We start from the raw sequence: 15,263 nt of genomic DNA on the forward strand, positions 1-15,263 counted from the left end.
GCGAGGTTAACGTGATTTGGTTTCGAAGATGTCGGTGCCAAGATGGTTGTAGTCCACCTTCTGTAATTTGAAGTTGGTGATATACACCGGTCCGGCCTTTTTCTCTGAGATAAAACGGTAGCGGTTAGTGATTTCTTTTGCGCTGATCCCCGTCCACTGTGAGAAGAAGCTCAGGAAGTCGTTCGCAGAACGACGGGCTTTAATGACCCTATGTGCTTTATCGTCGCTGGATATCACCATAAACGGCACCTGGAAATTCTGCTGGAATTGATCGTCGTGCGCCAGGTACTGCACCTCTTTTCCGCGTTCTTTAAAGGCGAGGCCATGATCGGAGAAGTAGACCATCGAGAAGCTGTCGCCGCTATTACGCAGTTGATCGTAGAGTTGGCGCAGCAGGTCATCGGTCTGCTTCATGGTGTACAGATAACACGACGTCTCTCTTGACTGGACGAAGGTCTCATATTTCCCCTGGGTACGGTCGCAGGCTTGCGGATGTGAACCCATCAGGTGCAGCACGATGAGCTGGGGTTGAGTGCGCTCCGTTTCTAATACCTGGGCGGTCATTTTCAACAGCGCTTCATCGCGGGTGTTCTTATCGGCTTCGAAGTCGCCGTTTTTCAGGAAGTGAACCTCGTCAGCGCGCTTGGCGATACTGGCGATGGCCGTATCATATTCACCGATCTGCCCCTGATTAGAGAACCACCACGTCTGGAACCCGGCGCGGTTGGCGAGGGTGACAAAGTTATCCTGGAACTGCGGCTTATCATCGACCACCCGATTAAGCGTTAAGCCCAGTGATTTCTGCGTTGACCCGCTGGCCGCGATGTAATCTGCAAAAATATAGCCGTTAACGCTGCTGGCAAAGGGCGTGTTATCCCAGTGACCGCCGAACGCGCCTAACGCATCACGGCGGGCGCTTTCACCGATGACCACGACATAGGTGTGGTACCTGGGTTTCACCGCCGTCACCGTCCAGCTGTCTTTGACGCTCGAAAGCTTCGCCATGCGCTCCTGTTCGTCGAGGACTTCGTGGTTATTGACGATAACGTCCTTGGCAAAGCGGAACACCGGATAGCCGGTATCTTTCAATTTAAAGACGCCGCCCCAGGCCAGATTTTGCACGGGCGTGACAAAGAACGCCACAATGCTGACCAACAAGCACAGACTGTCGAGCTTATTCCAGCGGCGTTTGGTCGCGTCTTTTTTACGTCGTACGGCGAGTACGCCAAGGGCGAAGATAAATACCCCGACCAGGTAGTTGTACCAGGGGAAAATGGTCAGGATTTCGGTGGACTCTTCCATGTTGGTCGAGTGCAGCGCCAGCAGGGTATTGAAGTTTGGCGAGCCGTAAGCCTGACCAAACGGGAAGTACATCGCTGCAATCAGTGAACAAATGCCAATCAGCACTTTTTGCGTGCGCGGCGCATAGCGCCACAGCAGCAGCAATATACAGGTAAAGGCGACGCTATAAAGCAGGCTAAGCGGGTAGCCCAATGCGAGGTTTATCAGCAGAGACTGTAGGAAATAAAAGCCAGTCCACGGGCTAAGCGCCCGGCTACGAGCAATAAGTGAATCTTTGAGGGTTAAATTCATATGCCACTGTTGCAAAAACGCCATGTGCTTACCCTGGCGCAAAGGGTCATTGCCTGCCTGAGAGAGCGAGAAGAGGGATGAGGTCCGCATCTGCGAGCCGCTATATACGCAGGGCTGCGAAAAGATAGAGTTTGTGCGAGAGAAGGTCAACTACTACAAAGAAAATGTTTTGCGAGGGAGATGGCAAAACGGACAAAAAGAAGGGTTATTGTGGGAAACTGACCAGCGCATCGACGTTACGGCAGGAAAATGAAGCGGCGTACCGCGACGCCGCATTATTTTCCGGAGGGTTTATCCTGCTCTGGTTTGCCGTTGATCATGTCGCACAGCATAGAGATCAGCATCAACCGTACTTTAAAAGGAGAGTGACTAAACACGCGTATACACCTCTTGAATTCATTCATATGAACCTCCTGACTTCACGATCCCATCAGTCCTTGAGGGATGTCTTTATTATATACAGATATAGCACAGGCTATATTATATAGCTATTGCTAAAACGTTAAATTTTTGTGCCCACGCAACTCTGGTTTACAATGAGCGCTCATCTAATCAGATGCCGTTAACGCGTCACAAGAACGAGGAAGCAGAATGAGTCGTCGCGCAGGTACGCCAACAACAAAAAAAGTGACGCAATTGGTGAATGTTGAGGAACATGTTGAAGGGTTTCGTCAGGTCAGGGAGGCGCACCGTCGCGAACTGATTGATGATTACGTGGAGCTGATTTCCGATCTCATTATCGAAGTAGGGGAGGCGCGTCAGGTGGATATGGCCGCCCGGCTTGGCGTTTCCCAACCCACCGTCGCCAAGATGCTCAAGCGCCTTGCCTCCGTGGGGTTGATTGAAATGATTCCCTGGCGTGGCGTGTTCTTAACCGCAGAAGGTGAAAAACTGGCTCAGGAGAGTCGCGAACGTCATCAGATCGTAGAAAATTTTCTGCTGATGTTAGGCATCAGCCCGGAAATTGCCCGCCGCGATGCGGAAGGGATGGAACACCACGTGAGCAAGGAAACGCTGGAGGCTTTTAGCCGCTTTACCCAACAGCAAGGAACAGGCTCTGAATGAGTTTTCCTTTATTACGCGCATTGCAGCGCGATCGTTTTTTCCAACTGCTAATCATCACCGGTATTGTACTGAGTTTGTTCACACCGTTTGCCCCTCGGAGCTGGCCGGGGGCCATTGACTGGCATACGATCATTACGCTTGGCGGCCTGATGCTCCTCACCAAAGGCGTGGAGCTAAGCGGTTATTTTGATGTGCTAGGCCGCAAGATGACCCGCCGCTTCAAAACGGAACGTCAGTTGGCGATATTTATGGTGCTCGCGGCGGCGTTACTGTCGACGTTTCTGACCAACGATGTCGCTCTTTTTATTGTGGTGCCGCTGACCATCACCCTGAAAAAGCTGTGCGCGATCCCGGTAAACCGGCTCATTATTTTTGAGGCGCTGGCGGTGAATGCGGGATCGCTGCTGACACCGATCGGTAATCCGCAAAATATCCTGATGTGGGGGCGCTCCGGGTTGTCATTCGCCGCGTTTACCTGGCAAATGGCGCCGCTTGCCGGTGCGATGATGCTGACGCTGGTGGTGCTGTGCTGGTTCAGTTTTCCGCGTACAGCGTTGCACTATCATACCGGCACGCGTGCGCCGGACTGGCAGCCCCGGCTGGTGTGGAGTTGCCTGGCACTGTATATCGTCTTTCTGACGGCACTGGAGCTAAAGCAAGAGCTGTGGGGGCTGGCGATTGTAGCGGCAGGCTTTATGGTGCTGGCTCGCCGTGTGATCTTCAGCGTGGACTGGACGCTGCTGCTGGTGTTTATGGCGATGTTTATCGATGTACACCTGTTGACGCAGTTACCCGTACTCCAGGGTATTTCGGGTCACTTTGGCACGCTTTCACAACCCGGACTATGGCTGACGGCAATTGGCCTGTCGCAGTTTATCAGTAATGTACCCAGCACTATTTTGCTACTGAATTACGTTCCGCCAACGCTGTTGCTGGCCTGGGCTGTCAATATTGGCGGTTTTGGCCTGTTACCGGGATCGCTGGCGAATCTTATTGCTTTACGCATGGCAAACGACCGGCGTATCTGGTGGCGTTTTCATTGGTATTCGGTGCCGATGCTGTTTTGGGCGGCGCTGGTGGGGTATGGTTTGCTGCTGTTGCGATAGTTGCGGCACAGAGACAATAAAAAAGGCGGATGAATCATCCGCCTTTTTCGTTTCAGGTCTGCTTAGTTCAGACGAACCGGCATACCGGAACGGTTCTGGACGGCCTGCTCAACAACGGCCTGATCGACGTCCGGTTGACCGGTGATGCTGGTAATGCTCTTGTTCAGCGTAATCGGTACGATTTCGCCACCTTCGAACTGCTCTTCAGTGGTAGACAGTGGATTATGTACCTCGATGTAACGGCTACCGTCTGGTTCGGTCGTGGCTTTTACCGGTTCATCGATAAACTGGACGCGCGTGCCAACCGGAACGTTTTCAAACAGGAACTTGATGTCTTCATTACGCAGACGCACGCAACCGTGGCTGACGCGTAAGCCGACGCCGAAGTTCGCGTTGGTCCCGTGGATGGCATACAGGCGACCGATATACAGTGCGTACAGGCCCATCGGGTTATCCGGACCGGCTGGAACAACCGCTGGCAGCGGTTCGCCCGCAGCGCGGTATTCAGCGTGCATCTTGGCAGTTGGCGTCCAGGTCGGACCCGCTTTCTTACGCTCAACTTTGGTGGTCCAGTTGATCGGCGTGTCTTTGCCTAACTGGCCGATACCAATCGGTAAAACGATAACGGTGTTGGTGCCTTTCGGGTAGTAGTACAGACGCATTTCTGCGCTGTTGATAACAATACCTTCATGCACGGTATCCGGCAGGATCAGCTGCTGAGGAATGTTCAGCACGGTGCCGCCCTTCGGCAGGAAGGTATCCACGCCCGGGTTGGCTTCCAGCATGTTGGACAAACCCATCTGGTATTCAGCCGCATAGTACTCCAGCGGTTGGGTGTTGCCTTCAGGAATGGTGATGACCTGGTTCTGGCCAATCAAACGGCTACCATCGGTAGGCAGCGGGTACGTGACGGCTGAGGCAGTGTTACAAAAACCAACTACTGCGAGTGCCGCCGCGAAAAGCGTTGTCAATTTCATATTCATTTTTGCGAGATTCTGAAGCCTGGCAGGCTAGTGGGTTGAGATTTATGTAGTGTTGGGCACGCATTATATGTGCATTCTATGCAACAAGGAATTCGGATGTGTACTAAATCACATTTTTTTCCGTTTGGTTTCACTTTATCCCTCTTGCATCAGAGGCGCGATCTTATCGCAGAGTTATGGCATAATAAGCGGTTCGTCACATATTTCTTCTTTCAGGATACGCCAGTGTTAGTTTCCAGCAACGTCACCATGCAGTTCGGCAGTAAGCCGCTGTTTGAAAATATTTCCGTCAAATTTGGCGGCGGCAACCGTTACGGCCTGATTGGCGCCAACGGTAGCGGTAAATCCACTTTTATGAAAATTCTCGGCGGCGACCTCGAACCGACGCTGGGGAACGTTTCCCTCGATCCGAACGAACGCATCGGTAAGCTGCGTCAGGATCAGTTCGCTTTTGAAGAGTTCACCGTTCTGGACACCGTCATTATGGGTCATGCTGAACTGTGGGAAGTGAAGCAGGAACGTGACCGTATCTATGCGCTGCCGGAAATGAGCGAAGAAGACGGCTATAAAGTCGCGGATCTCGAAGTTAAATACGGCGAGATGGACGGCTATTCGGCAGAATCTCGTGCCGGTGAACTGCTGCTGGGCGTCGGTATTCCGGTAGAACAACATTACGGCCCGATGAGCGAAGTTGCACCCGGCTGGAAGCTGCGTGTGCTGCTGGCGCAGGCGCTGTTCTCTAACCCGGACATCCTGCTGCTCGATGAACCAACCAACAACCTGGACATCGATACCATTCGTTGGCTGGAGCAGACGCTGAACGAGCGTGACAGCACCATGATCATTATTTCGCACGACCGTCACTTCCTGAACATGGTTTGTACGCATATGGCGGATCTCGACTACGGCGAGCTGCGTGTTTATCCGGGTAACTATGATGAATACATGACGGCAGCAACCCAGGCGCGTGAGCGTTTGTTGGCTGATAACGCCAAGAAAAAAGCGCAAATTGCCGACCTGCAATCCTTCGTTAGTCGCTTTAGCGCCAACGCCTCGAAATCCCGCCAGGCGACATCTCGTGCGCGTCAGATTGATAAAATCAAGCTCGACGAAGTAAAAGCGTCCAGCCGTCAGAACCCATTCATCCGTTTCGAACAGGATAAGAAACTGTTCCGTAACGCGCTGGAAGTGGAAGCGCTGACCAAAGGTTTTGATAACGGCCCGCTGTTTAAAAACTTCAATCTGCTGCTGGAAGTGGGCGAAAAGGTTGCCATCCTGGGGGCTAACGGCGTGGGTAAATCGACCATGCTGAAAGTACTTGTAGGCGACATGGCGCCGGATAACGGCACCGTTAAATGGTCTGAGAATGCGCAAATTGGCTACTACGCGCAGGATCACGAATATGAGTTCGAAAACGATTTGACCGTTTTTGAATGGATGAGCCAGTGGAAACAGGAAGGTGACGATGAGCAGGTTGTTCGCAGCTTCCTGGGTCGTCTGCTGTTCAGCCAGGACGATATCAAAAAGCCTGCTAAGGTGCTGTCCGGTGGTGAAAAAGGGCGCATGCTGTTCGGTAAACTGATGATGCAGAAACCGAATATTCTGGTGATGGACGAACCGACCAACCACCTGGACATGGAATCGATTGAATCGCTGAACATGGCGCTGGAAATGTACCAGGGTACGCTGATCTTCGTTTCTCACGACCGCGAATTCGTCAGCTCGCTGGCCACCCGCGTGATTGAAATTACGCCGGAACGCGTGATCGACTTCACTGGTAACTACGAAGATTATCTGCGTAGCAAAGGCGTCGAATAATTTTTCCCGTCGTCTTTCGTGTTACAGGTGTGTTGGCTGCACCTGTTCACCCCGGTCACTTACTGATGTAAGCTCCCGGGGGTTTACAGGCTGGCCGCCTTCCTGTAACGCGAAATACTTAGGGAAAATGGTGTAAGTTACAAATTAAATAATCCCCAGCGCGCGCTTACCGTGGATATTCAAATCCTCCAGCGTAAAGCGTCCTTCCCAGTTACTTTCATAATCTTCACGCGGGAAATCTCCCGGCGATACACCTTTTTCCAGCGCTTCCTTCACCTTGTGCGCATAGGCGAGATTCTTTTCGCACATCGGTGCGGCGGGAATGTACATCACGTTACCCCAACCCTGTTGATTCTCAACCGGCGCAACGGAATGGATCACATCGCAATGCCACCACACGGAATCCCCGGCCTCCAGTTGCGGAATGCTGGTTAACGCTTCGATCAACAGCGGATGCCATTGCTGTGAAATCGGCAGCACTCGTCCGGGCGCGACGCCGCACAGCTCATCTTCCGGGACATCGTCAAGCAGCGGGCGTAGCAGTACATAAGCCATCGCCTCAGGAACAGGGACCACATGCAACAAGCCCTGACCCGGCAACATATCGGAAAGTGCCGTCCAGCCCTGGAAGGTGCGGAAGACGGAGCATTTGGTGGTGTTATCGACCGTATACTCCTCGACGTCGGTACGATGCGCCGCATGCCACGGATTGTAATCGGCCAGATTACCGTTAAAGACAGAGGCAAAAACGCGCTGATACGCAGGGAGCAGCCAGCGCTCCAGTGCGCCGGAGTCAGTATGCGCACCGAGTCCTTTGGAGGTGGTTCCCGGTGGACGGCGGCGGATGCGGTCAGGGTAGATTACGCTGACGTCCGGGTTAAACCACTGTTTTCCTTCACTTTCGAAAGTCCACAGGCGATTGAGAAACGACTGCGCGCTCGCCATCTCTTCACTCTGGCGGGCCTGCATTTGCGCCTGTGACCAGTAAATCGGGTAGATTTCAGGACGTGATGCGCTCAGAGTGCCGAAGAAGTTATCGCCAGGCCCTTTATAGACCTCGTCAAAATGGTTGCGATCCAGATAGTCGAGCATCGACTGATCCCATGCCAGCGCCTGCTCGCGGGGGAAATGGCCCTTAATGACCGCGCATCCGCGACGCTTAATCTCTTCCCGCTGCTCTGTACTCACGCGGCCCGCTTTGATATCGGCATAAGATAATATCGGCCAGACCGGAGCACCTTGCGCTTTGAGCGCGTTGATCTCCGCCACGCGGGTGGCAATAGCATCGCTAAGTTGATTGAAGATTTGCTGGACGTCGCCAAGCTGTGTCCGCAGTTCCTGCTTCATCTGACGGATCGCCGCTTTGTGATCGGCAGGAAGCGTGTCGCTGGTAAAAGTAAAAGCCATAACCACCTCGCATTAACTTTCATTCGAAACTTTTTGATTTACATTTGCAATATAAGTTAAAAATAAGTTAATGCAAGTTTAATAATTTGATGGCGTGCGCAGAATACAAAAAGAGTGAAAACCGGAGCAGATGGCTCCGGTTAGTAAGAGTAAATGCTAAAACGGGGAGGTGTTGTCGAGTACGGCCTGGATCACGTTCAGTGCGCCCTGATGATTGTTGTCATCGGTCTGGTAGCGGGCAATCGCTTTAATGCTGTCGGCGGCATTTGCCATGGCGAAAGAGTAGTGCGCCATTTTCAGCATTTCCGCATCGTTACCGCTGTCGCCAATGGCAACGACATTCTGTGGCGACAGGTTCCAGCGTTTTAGCAGGCGGCTGATGCCATTGGCTTTATGTAAACCAGGGATTATCAGATCGATAAAACCAAAACCGCTGGTGACGGGCTTCATAATACCGTCCAGCGAGCTATGCAAGTGGTCAATAACCAACGGGATTTGCGCATCAGGCAGATTAAGCGAGAACTTGAACAGCACATCATCAATGTCCTGATAATCCGTCACGGGTTTCAGGCGATGATAGTGTTTTGACATCAACGCGACAAAGGACTCTGGGGCATTTTTGCTAACGTAGGCGCTTTGCAGTCCACAGGCCACAAAGTTCAGTTGCTTATCTTTTAGCAGTTCACCAATGACAATACGGGATTCGTGGCGGGTAAGCTCACCGTGAAAAAGCTGTTTGCCGTGTTCATACACCAGCGCGCCGTTCTCTGCGACAAAAGAGATCTCGTCTTTAAGCTGCGGGAAAAAGGAGATGAGCTGGTAGTACTGGTTGCCGCTGGCCACGACAAATTCAATATCTCTTTTTTTCAGTTCCTGGTACTGCGCCATAAATCGTTGGCGATCGTACTGCTTGGCGTCGTCGAGAAAAGTTCCGTCCATATCAGTGACGATAACTTTGATGGTCATATCTGCTCCTGGTATTCACTGCAACCAGAAACATTCTAATAACAATGTGACCTGTAGCACAAATTTATTTCATTCGAAACTAAATTGCCCGGCAGGCGAAAATGCCCCCGGGCAATGATGATTACAGCATATGTTCGGTACGGGCTATGATATCGTCCTGCGCATCCGGAGACAGGGCGGTGAAGAAGGCTGAGTAGCCTGCCACACGCACCACCAGATCACGGTATTGATCCGGGTGTTTTTTCGCTTCCAGCAACGTTTCGCGCGAAACGATGTTGTACTGAATATGCCAGCCTTTATGCTCTTCAAAGAAGGTGCGCAGCAGGAACATCAGCTTCTGCTTATCAGATTCATTTTCCAGCGTGGCCGGGTTCAGCTTCTGATTTAACAGCACGCCACCCAGGATCGCGCCGGTCGGCAGTTTGCCCACTGAACCAATCACCGCCGTTGGGCCGAGGTGGTCGGTACCGGAGGCCGGGCTTGCGCCTTCCGCCAGCGGGGTATGCGCCTTACGACCATCCGGCGTTGCCATCGTTGCTGCGCCAAACGGCACGTTTGCTGAGATGGAAGAGGTACCGGCATAGTAATTGCCGCCAACCGGACCGCGACCGTAACGCGGGTTATGATACTGCTTCAGCTCATCGATATAGGTCTGATAAGCGCGGGCCAGCAGGGTATCGACGCTGTCATCATCGTTACCGTATTTTGGCGCGCCGTTGATCAGACGCTGGCGTAGCTGCTCATGAGTGAGGCCTTCAAAGTTATCCGCCAGGGCAGTCGCCAGCTGTTGCTGACCGATAACCCCCTGATCGAAGACCAGTTTTTTTACAGCCGCCAGACTGTTGCCAAGGTTAGCAATGCCGACCTGCAAACCGGATACCCAGTCATATTTTGCGCCGCCTTGCTTAATGCTCTTCGCCCGCTCAATGCAATCATCCACCAGCGCGGAGCACAGGATGTCGTGGACGTTTTCTTCCAGCATGGTATCGACCACATACTCAATCTCGATGGATTTGCGTGTGTAGTAGCGGATCTGCGTGTCCCAGGCCGCCATCACTTCATCGAAGTTATGGAAGTTTCCGGCAGAGAGCGCTTTTTCCTGTGGCAGGAAGACTTTACCACTGGTGGCATCACGACCTCCTTCCAGCGCGGCCAGCATCACGCGGGCAAAGTTAATAAAGCTCATGCCGGTGCAGCGGTAGCCCCACTTGCCGCCAACGGCAGTTTCGATGCAGCCAATTGCCGCATAGTCGTAAGCGTCCTGCGGTTCAATACCCAGCTTAATGAATTCCGGGATAACAATTTCGTCGTTGTTAAAGGCTGGCATGCCGAAACCGCAGCGGATGACCTGCACGCAGGCATCAAGGAAATCGTTACTCATTCCGGCGTGATAACGTACGCTGAGGTTCGGCTGGGTGGAACGCAGGCGACCGCAGGATTCCAGAATGGCGTAGGAGAGCGGGTTGACGGCATCTATTGGCTGGCCGTTGACCAGGTTCTGACCGCCGATAGTGACGTTTTGATACAGCGGGCTGCCTGCTGAGGCTTTAGAGTGAGAGCCGGAGCGGATTTTGTTCACTTCCAGCAGCTTCAGCCAGCAGCTGTGCAGCAACTCAATGGCGTGCTCGCGGTCAAGACTTTGGTTCAGCTCCACGTCGCGACGGTAGAACGGGTAGAGATACTGGTCCATGCGGCCAAACGACACCGAATGGCCGTTCGATTCGATTTGCAGGATCAACTGGATGAAATAGCACAGCTGCAGCGCCTGCCAGAACGTTTTTGGCGGTTCGTGGGCGATAACATCGCAGTTTTCGGCCATTGCCAGCAGCTCATCGCGACGGCTTTCACGGGTTTCAGTTGCCGCCATTTTACGCGCCAGGCTGGCGAAACGTTCGATATGCAGGCTGACGGCATCCAGCACAATATCAATTGCTTTCAGGAACTGATCGCCATGAAGATCTTCCAGGCAGGTCAGGTTAATGCGGGAACGACGTTCATCGACTTTGTGGCGCAGACCATCGATGCCTTTTTCCAGTAGCAGCGGGAAGTTCACCGCCAGGTGTGCATCACCGGAGGTCATGTTGCCTTCGGCTTTGATGATACCGGTTTCCAGCAGGCCTTTTTGCTCGTCGGTAAACATGCCGTAGCAGCGATCCTGCACGGTCTGACCACGCCACCACGGGCATATTTCATGCAGTACGCGTTTGTTCTCTTCGCTTACCGCAAAGCCTGCGCCAGGACGGTCGGCCAAATCGTCGATCTCTTTTTCAATCCACGACACGGTATATTCCGGGAAGATCGGTGCGGCGCGTACTTCACTTGCCTGGTTACCGATAATCAACTCATCGTGTTTAATCCAGATGGTACGTTCCGCCAGATGATGCGCCAGCGCCAGCGCGCGGCGTACCGGGATGGGTTTGTCCAGATGCTGCTGATACATCTCGGTGTAGTGTTGGGCGCGCTCGGTACAAACCGGCGGTTTCACAATGTGGATCAGGGCAGTTTTGTGCGCTTTGATGCGGTCGCTGAGTGTATCCAGTTTCAGTGTAGTCATGGCGGTTATCCTCGTAGGGTCGCGGTTAAACCTTTATGGCAGGCATACTGCTGGGCAAACTCGAGCAGTGCAGGCGCATCTAGCGGTTTATCCGGGGCGTTGTAGGGTTGGCTGAGTAAATGGTATTTATTGATGCCCAGGGTGTGGTAGGGCAAAAAATGAATCTCACCGACGTGAAGTTCATCGGCGGCAAAATCGGTAATGGCTTTAATCGCCTCTTCGTCGGCGTTGAAGCCCTGAATCAGCGGTACGCGAATAACCATTTTTTTACCGGCAGCGGCCAGTTTTTTCAGATTTTCCAGCACGCGAGCGGCGTTGCCATCAGTCCACTGCTTAAACGGCGCATCGGCGACGTGTTTTAAATCGGCCAGAAACAGATCGATGTTCGCTAATGAGGGCTCAATATACTTCCACGGCACGTGCAGGCAGGTTTCGACCGCAGTATGAATGCCCGCATCGTGGCTGGCTTTGAACAACGCCGCAGCCAGCTCCGGCTGCATAAACGGTTCACCGCCGGAAAGCGTTATCCCCCCCCCGCTGCGGTCGTAGAAAGGTTTATCGCGCAGCACGGTGGACATGATTTCCTCCACGCTTTTTACTTCACCGCAGACGGTGAGCGCCTGGGTCGGGCAGCAGTGGGTCAGCGCGGCGAGAGTCTCATCGGTCAGTTTTTCGCGATGAATAAGCAGGCCGTTCAGCGCTCGCTCAATAACGTCAGGTGCAGCCTGAGCACACAGGTCACAACCGTCCAGGCACAGGCGAGCGTCGTACAGCAGATCCTGTGTACGGGCGCGGCTCTCCGGGTTCTGGCACCAACGACATCCCAGGGAGCATCCCTTAAGGAACACCACGGTACGGATACCGGGACCATCGTGGGTGGAATAGCGCTGGATATTGAAAATCATAAGCGGCCTCTTTTCTTTCGTATAAAGATTAAATTACTTTCGAATGAAGGTTATATTGACGTGCGTCAACTAACCGCGCGGTTTCGTCGTGCTACCTTTAATTCATGCTAATTATTCGTTTGAGGGCAGGCTATGGAACTCTATTTAGATACATCTGATGTTGATGCGGTAAAAGCTCTGGCGCGTGTATTCCCGCTGGCAGGGGTGACCACTAACCCGAGTATTGTGGCTGTGGGGAAAACGCCGCTGGACGTATTGCTGCCGCAATTGCAGGAAGCAATGGGTGGGCAAGGCCGTCTGTTTGCGCAGGTGATGGCGACGACCGCCGAAGGGATGGTCGGCGACGCGCGTAAACTACGGGCAATCATTGGGGACATCGTGGTGAAAGTGCCGGTCACTGTAGAAGGGCTGGCAGCAATTAAATTGCTGAAAGAAGAAGGGATCCCTACATTGGGTACTGCGGTGTATGGTGCTGCTCAAGGATTATTAGCTGCGCTGGCGGGAGCGGAATACATCGCGCCATACGTTAACCGCGTGGACGCGCAGGGCGGCGACGGCATTCAGACGGTGACCGATCTGCAAAACTTACTGAAACTGCACGCGCCGCACGCCAAAGTGCTGGCTGCCAGTTTTAAAACCCCGCGTCAGGCGCTTGACTGCCTGCTGGCCGGCTGTGAAGCCATTACGCTGCCGCTGGACGTTGCTCAGCAGTTGATTAGCTCCCCGGCTGTTGATGCTGCCGTCGCGAAGTTCGAGCACGACTGGCAAAGCGCATTTGGACGTACATCGATCTGATGCTGTTGCCGGGTGGTGCTAACGCTTACCTGGCCTACATTCGAGCCGTTGTAGGTCGGGTAAGGCGAAGCCGCCACCCGACTTTTTACCGACTACAAACCTCACAGCCCGGATTGCGCATCAGCTTCATTTCCCGGAACTGACAGGTCATCGCATCGTACATTACGATTTTACCGCTTGCCGGTTTACCGAAGTTTGCCAGTAACTTAATGGCCTCCATCGCCTGTAGCGAACCGATCACGCCAATTAGCGGTGACATCACGCCCGCTTCCACACAGGTTAACGCATTCTCACCGAACAGGCGACTCAGGCAGCGATAACAGGGTTCTCCCTCCTGATACGTAAAGACGGTGATTTGTCCTTCCATACGAATTGCCGCGCCGGAAACCAGTGGGATCTTTGCGGCAAAGCAGGCGGCGTTGAGCTGGTTTCGTACCGTGACGTTATCGGTACAGTCCAGCACCAGGTTGTGTTCTACAATCAGCGTATGCATCGCGGCATCATCGAGCAGCGCATTCACTGGTGTAATGGTGATAAGCGGATTAATCCGCGCCAGCGCATCGCGTGCCGATTCTACTTTCGGCTGCCCGACGGTTGCGTCGCTGTGCAGCGTCTGGCGCTGGAGGTTGGAAACCGACACGGTATCAAAATCGAGTAGGGTTAAATGTCCGACGCCAGCGCCCGCCAGATACTGCGTTGCCGCACAGCCCAGCCCCCCCAGACCAACGACCAGCACCCGCGCCTCTTTTAGCGCTTCCTGACCGTCAAAGTCGAAGCCGCGCAGGATGATTTGCCGGTTATAGCGCAGCATCTCCTGGTCGCTGAGTTCCGCCATTACAGGCCTCCAAACAGCATATTAAACGGCTCAACGTCTACCCACTCTCCGGCTTCAACGTTACCGCGATCGCGCTCAAGGACGATAAAACAGTTGCCCTGGCTGAAGGAGCTAAAAATATGTGAACCCTGATGGCCGGTGGTCGTGACTTCCAGTTCGCCATTTTCTGCGCGTTGCAATACTCCGCGCTGGAAATCCAGACGGCCTGGCGTTTTCTTCAGGCGTGTTGCTGTCCGTACGCGTTGACGTGGGGGTAATCCGCTGGCGGTGTTGCCGCTCAGTTTTGCGAGCAGCGGTTGCACCAACTGATAGAAAGTGAGGGCGGCAGAGACGGGATTGCCCGGCAGGCCACAAAACCAGCTGTTGTTCAGTTTACCGAAAGCGAATGGTTTACCCGGTTTAATCGCCAGTTTCCAGAAGGCGATTTCCCCCAGTTCTTCCAGAATGGTCTTGGTGTAGTCCGCTTCGCCGACCGACACGCCGCCGGAGCTTATCACTACGTCGGCCTGGCTGTCGGCTTCGATAAACGCCGCGCGTAGGGCGTTGGGATCGTCGCGGATAATACCTAAGTTGATGACGTCGCAGCCAAGCTGTTGCAGCATCAGGTGTACGGCCAGGCGGTTAGTGTCGTAAATCTGTCCGTCGCCCAACGGTTGGCCTGGCAGTTGCAGCTCATCACCGGTGGAAAACAGCGCCACGCGCACTTTGCGCACGACCTGGATATCCGCAATACCGAGCGAGGCCAGAACGGGAAGTTCGGCGGTTGTCAGGCGAGTCCCGGCGGGAAACACCACCGCGCCATTAGCAATATCTTCACCGCGCAGACGAATATTTTGTCCGCTGCGGACCTCCGCGGTAAACCGAATTCCGTCGTCAGTCTGTTCCGTTTGTTCCTGCATCACCACGGCTTCACAACCGGCAGGTACCGGCGCGCCGGTCATAATGCGGATGCAGGTCCCCGCAGGCCATTCGCCATGAAAAGGTTGGCCGGCAAAGGCTTTACCGGTCACCGCAAGCGGCTGACCAGATTGCAGATCCGCTAAACGCACCGCGTAACCGTCCATTGCCGAGTTATCGAACCCTGGCACATCAATTGGCGAAGCGATATCGGTAGCCAGCACGCGACCAAAGCATTCCACCAGCGGCAGCGTTTCGACGGCGGTTAACGGGGTAATACGCGACAGCATTTGTGAGAGTGCCGTTTCGAGCGGCATCAGTCCGGCGGTAAATTCCATG

At 53.7% G+C, this 15,263-nt stretch carries 13 protein-coding genes; 4 read left to right on the forward strand and 9 right to left on the reverse strand.

The annotated features are described in order from the left end of the window. Positions 1 to 6: 6 nt before the first annotated feature. Together JQ822_RS02480 and mntS are read right to left on the reverse strand one after the other, a co-directional pair. Positions 7 to 1,593, reverse strand: coding sequence for a phosphoethanolamine transferase (locus JQ822_RS02480; RefSeq protein ID WP_213132953.1), 1,587 nt, complete (start codon positions 1,591 to 1,593; stop codon positions 7 to 9). A gap of 275 nt (positions 1,594 to 1,868) precedes the next feature. After that, positions 1,869 to 1,997 (reverse strand): manganase accumulation protein MntS, encoded by a 129-nt coding sequence (gene mntS, locus JQ822_RS02485; protein WP_213132136.1) that lies wholly within the window; start codon positions 1,995 to 1,997, stop codon positions 1,869 to 1,871. Positions 1,998 to 2,184: 187 nt separating this feature from the next. Here mntS and mntR point away from each other — a divergent pair, with 187 nt between their 5' ends. Next, complete coding sequence (mntR, locus tag JQ822_RS02490; protein WP_213132137.1) at positions 2,185 to 2,658, forward strand: manganese-binding transcriptional regulator MntR; 474 nt, start codon at positions 2,185 to 2,187, stop codon at positions 2,656 to 2,658. Further along, positions 2,655 to 3,764, forward strand: a complete 1,110-nt coding sequence (locus JQ822_RS02495; RefSeq protein ID WP_213132138.1) for an anion transporter — start codon at positions 2,655 to 2,657, stop codon at positions 3,762 to 3,764. The genes mntR and JQ822_RS02495 overlap by 4 nt, the downstream gene beginning before the upstream one ends. Before the next feature lie 62 nt (positions 3,765 to 3,826). Here the strand turns inward: JQ822_RS02495 and ldtB are convergent, their stop codons facing one another. Beyond that, positions 3,827 to 4,747, reverse strand: a complete 921-nt coding sequence (gene ldtB, locus JQ822_RS02500; RefSeq protein ID WP_213132139.1) for a L,D-transpeptidase — start codon at positions 4,745 to 4,747, stop codon at positions 3,827 to 3,829. A 225-nt stretch (positions 4,748 to 4,972) separates the two neighbouring features. On the opposite strand from ldtB, the gene JQ822_RS02505 reads away from it, so the two are divergent. Continuing rightward, complete coding sequence (locus tag JQ822_RS02505; RefSeq protein WP_135321144.1) at positions 4,973 to 6,565, forward strand: ABC-F family ATPase; 1,593 nt, start codon at positions 4,973 to 4,975, stop codon at positions 6,563 to 6,565. A 144-nt stretch (positions 6,566 to 6,709) separates the two neighbouring features. Here the strand turns inward: JQ822_RS02505 and JQ822_RS02510 are convergent, their stop codons facing one another. The 4 genes from JQ822_RS02510 to JQ822_RS02525 all read right to left on the reverse strand — a co-directional run bounded on the left by JQ822_RS02510 (position 6,710) and on the right by JQ822_RS02525 (position 12,397). Continuing rightward, positions 6,710 to 7,972 (reverse strand): DUF1479 domain-containing protein, encoded by a 1,263-nt coding sequence (locus tag JQ822_RS02510; protein ID WP_213132140.1) that lies wholly within the window; start codon positions 7,970 to 7,972, stop codon positions 6,710 to 6,712. A gap of 156 nt (positions 7,973 to 8,128) precedes the next feature. Then, entirely contained in the window at positions 8,129 to 8,938 is an 810-nt protein-coding gene (locus JQ822_RS02515; RefSeq protein WP_213132141.1) for a Cof-type HAD-IIB family hydrolase, read from the reverse strand. Positions 8,939 to 9,059: 121 nt separating this feature from the next. Then, on the reverse strand, positions 9,060 to 11,492 hold the full coding sequence (locus tag JQ822_RS02520; RefSeq protein WP_213132142.1) for a glycyl radical protein: 2,433 nt from the start codon (positions 11,490 to 11,492) through the stop codon (positions 9,060 to 9,062). A 5-nt stretch (positions 11,493 to 11,497) separates the two neighbouring features. Further along, positions 11,498 to 12,397, reverse strand: coding sequence for a glycyl-radical enzyme activating protein (locus tag JQ822_RS02525; protein WP_213132143.1), 900 nt, complete (start codon positions 12,395 to 12,397; stop codon positions 11,498 to 11,500). 132 nt (positions 12,398 to 12,529) lie between these two features. Between JQ822_RS02525 and fsa the strand changes: the two genes are divergently transcribed. Next, positions 12,530 to 13,192: a fructose-6-phosphate aldolase gene (gene fsa, locus JQ822_RS02530; protein ID WP_213132144.1), complete on the forward strand. Its 663-nt coding sequence runs from the start codon at positions 12,530 to 12,532 to the stop codon at positions 13,190 to 13,192. Positions 13,193 to 13,277: 85 nt separating this feature from the next. On the opposite strand, the gene moeB is transcribed toward fsa, so the two are convergent. Both moeB and moeA read right to left on the reverse strand, forming a co-directional pair. Next, positions 13,278 to 14,027: a molybdopterin-synthase adenylyltransferase MoeB gene (moeB, locus tag JQ822_RS02535; RefSeq protein ID WP_213132145.1), complete on the reverse strand. Its 750-nt coding sequence runs from the start codon at positions 14,025 to 14,027 to the stop codon at positions 13,278 to 13,280. Then, positions 14,027 to 15,262, reverse strand: a complete 1,236-nt coding sequence (gene moeA, locus JQ822_RS02540; protein WP_213132146.1) for a molybdopterin molybdotransferase MoeA — start codon at positions 15,260 to 15,262, stop codon at positions 14,027 to 14,029. Before moeA ends, moeB begins: the two co-directional genes overlap by 1 nt. Position 15,263: the final 1 nt, after the last annotated feature.

Source organism: Citrobacter sp. FP75 (assembly GCF_018342065.1).
Taxonomy (GTDB): domain Bacteria; phylum Pseudomonadota; class Gammaproteobacteria; order Enterobacterales; family Enterobacteriaceae; genus Citrobacter.

Coding starts and splice junctions, on each gene's coding strand:
- JQ822_RS02525 (WP_213132143.1), bottom strand. CDS start 12,397: ATGATTTTCAATATCCAGCGCTATTCCACCCACGATGGTCCCGGTATC.
- JQ822_RS02495 (WP_213132138.1), top strand. CDS start 2,655: ATGAGTTTTCCTTTATTACGCGCATTGCAGCGCGATCGTTTTTTCCAA.
- JQ822_RS02510 (WP_213132140.1), bottom strand. CDS start 7,972: ATGGCTTTTACTTTTACCAGCGACACGCTTCCTGCCGATCACAAAGCG.
- moeA (WP_213132146.1), bottom strand. CDS start 15,262: ATGGAATTTACCGCCGGACTGATGCCGCTCGAAACGGCACTCTCACAA.
- JQ822_RS02515 (WP_213132141.1), bottom strand. CDS start 8,938: ATGACCATCAAAGTTATCGTCACTGATATGGACGGAACTTTTCTCGAC.
- JQ822_RS02520 (WP_213132142.1), bottom strand. CDS start 11,492: ATGACTACACTGAAACTGGATACACTCAGCGACCGCATCAAAGCGCAC.
- ldtB (WP_213132139.1), bottom strand. CDS start 4,747: ATGAATATGAAATTGACAACGCTTTTCGCGGCGGCACTCGCAGTAGTT.
- mntS (WP_213132136.1), bottom strand. CDS start 1,997: ATGAATGAATTCAAGAGGTGTATACGCGTGTTTAGTCACTCTCCTTTT.
- mntR (WP_213132137.1), top strand. CDS start 2,185: ATGAGTCGTCGCGCAGGTACGCCAACAACAAAAAAAGTGACGCAATTG.
- moeB (WP_213132145.1), bottom strand. CDS start 14,027: ATGGCGGAACTCAGCGACCAGGAGATGCTGCGCTATAACCGGCAAATC.
- fsa (WP_213132144.1), top strand. CDS start 12,530: ATGGAACTCTATTTAGATACATCTGATGTTGATGCGGTAAAAGCTCTG.
- JQ822_RS02480 (WP_213132953.1), bottom strand. CDS start 1,593: ATGAATTTAACCCTCAAAGATTCACTTATTGCTCGTAGCCGGGCGCTT.